Origin of the sequence: Pseudomonas sp. PS02303 (assembly GCF_029959925.1) — a bacterium.
Lineage (GTDB): Bacteria > Pseudomonadota > Gammaproteobacteria > Pseudomonadales > Pseudomonadaceae > Aquipseudomonas > Aquipseudomonas mandelii.
In genome coordinates this window covers 1-1,669 of record NZ_JASCOM010000507.1, presented here as the reverse complement: position 1 = coordinate 1,669, position 1,669 = coordinate 1, and the positions used below count along the sequence as shown (strand labels likewise).

At 57.4% G+C, this 1,669-nt stretch carries 1 protein-coding gene; it reads left to right on the top strand.

Annotated elements, in window-relative coordinates:
• Positions 1-75 precede the first annotated feature (75 nt).
• Positions 76-1,631, top strand: a protein-coding gene (locus tag QMX98_RS34520; protein WP_087149576.1) for an IS3 family transposase whose coding sequence is annotated in 2 segments (ribosomal slippage) — positions 76-538 and positions 538-1,631 — 1,557 coding nt in all. Because the reading frame shifts where the segments join, the coding sequence is not laid out codon by codon here.
• The last annotated feature ends 38 nt before the right edge of the window (positions 1,632-1,669 follow it).

Below are 1,669 nucleotides of genomic sequence, written 5' to 3'. Positions count from 1 at the left end.
CCCCCGGTGTCAGGATAGTTGTCGCCTCTCCGATTTTTCCTAAAAAAGCATATCGGGGGCGGAAAGAGACTGGTCGTGCCGTACTATTCACCTGAACGCAGAGCCGCATTACTTAAAATGCTGCTTCCCCCGCTGAACCTGTCGATGGCCGAGGTTTCCCGGCGCGAAGGGGTCAGCGAAATGTCTTTGTCCAACTGGCGCAAGCAGCTCAGTTCTGAAGGAAATGCAGTGTCCGAAAACAAGCCGTTGACCGAGAACTGGTCAGCCGAAACCAAGTTTGCTGTCGTGCTTGAAGCCGCCGGTTTGTCCGAGATCGACCTCGGCGAGTATTGCCGCCGCAAAGGTCTTTACCCCGAACAAATCACGGCTTGGCGACAAGCTTTTATCACCGGCCAGAAATCGACAAAGGCTCAGCAAAAAGAAGATCGCGAGCAATCTCGCAAGGACAAGAAACGCATCCAGGAACTTGAGCGCGAACTGCGCCGCAAAGACAAGGCGCTCGCTGAAACAGCCGCGTTGTTGGTGCTGCGAAAAAAGCTCAACGACTACTGGGGGACGAACGACAACGAGGACAACTAACATCTTTGCCAGAGCGCCAGTTAATCGTTGCCTGGCTGGGTAGCGCGGTGGCGGCAGGAGCCAGAAAAATCAGGGCGTGCCAGGAAATCGGTCTATCGCTGCGGACTTTGCAACGTTGGACTGAAACAGAGGTTATCCAGGCCGATGCCCGAACGATTGTCACACGGCCAACACCGCGAAATGCACTGAGCGAAGTCGAGCGTCAGACCATTGTGACGCTGTGTAACAGCCCGGAGTACGCCCACTTGCCGCCGAGCCAGATCGTGCCGCGGCTGGCCGATCAAGGGCGTTATGTGGCGTCGGAGGCGACGTTTTATCGCGTTCTACGTGCGGCAGGCCAACAACAACATCGAGGCCGCAGCCAGCGGCCCAGAAGGCACGCAGCACCGACAACGCATGCGGCCAAAGCGCCCAATCAGGTGTGGTCGTGGGACATCACGTATCTGCCCTCGCCGATACGCGGAAAGTATTACTACCTCTATCTGATCGAGGATATTTACAGCCGCAAGGCCGTGGGCTGGGAGGTCTACGACGCGGAAAGCGGTGAAAAAGCCGCCGCGCTGCTGCAACGCAGCGTGATCGGTGAGCAGTGTTTACACGAACCGCTGGTGCTGCACTCGGACAACGGAGCGCCGATGAAATCGGTGACGCTGCTGAGCAAGATGTACGACCTGGGCATCACGCCTTCGCGGGGCCGACCGCGTGTGAGCAACGACAATCCCTACTCGGAGTCGCTGTTTAGAACGCTGAAATACTGCCCGCAATGGCCGCTGGATGGTTTTGCCAGTCTGGATGCTGCTCGGGCTTGGGTGAGGAATTTTATGCGGTGGTACAACAACGAGCACCGACATAGCCGCATCCGGTTCGTCACACCGGCTGAGCGGCATCGAGGGCTGGACCATCAGGTCTTGGCCCGGCGACATGAGTTGTACGAACGAGCCAAGGAAAACAAACCGGAGCGGTGGTCAGGCCGGACGCGTAACTGGGAACCGATCGGCACCGTGTTGTTGAACCCGGATCGAGAGCAACAGAACGAGAAAATGGCGGCATAGTTAGACGGTTGACGCGACAACTACCTTGAAAAATGCCG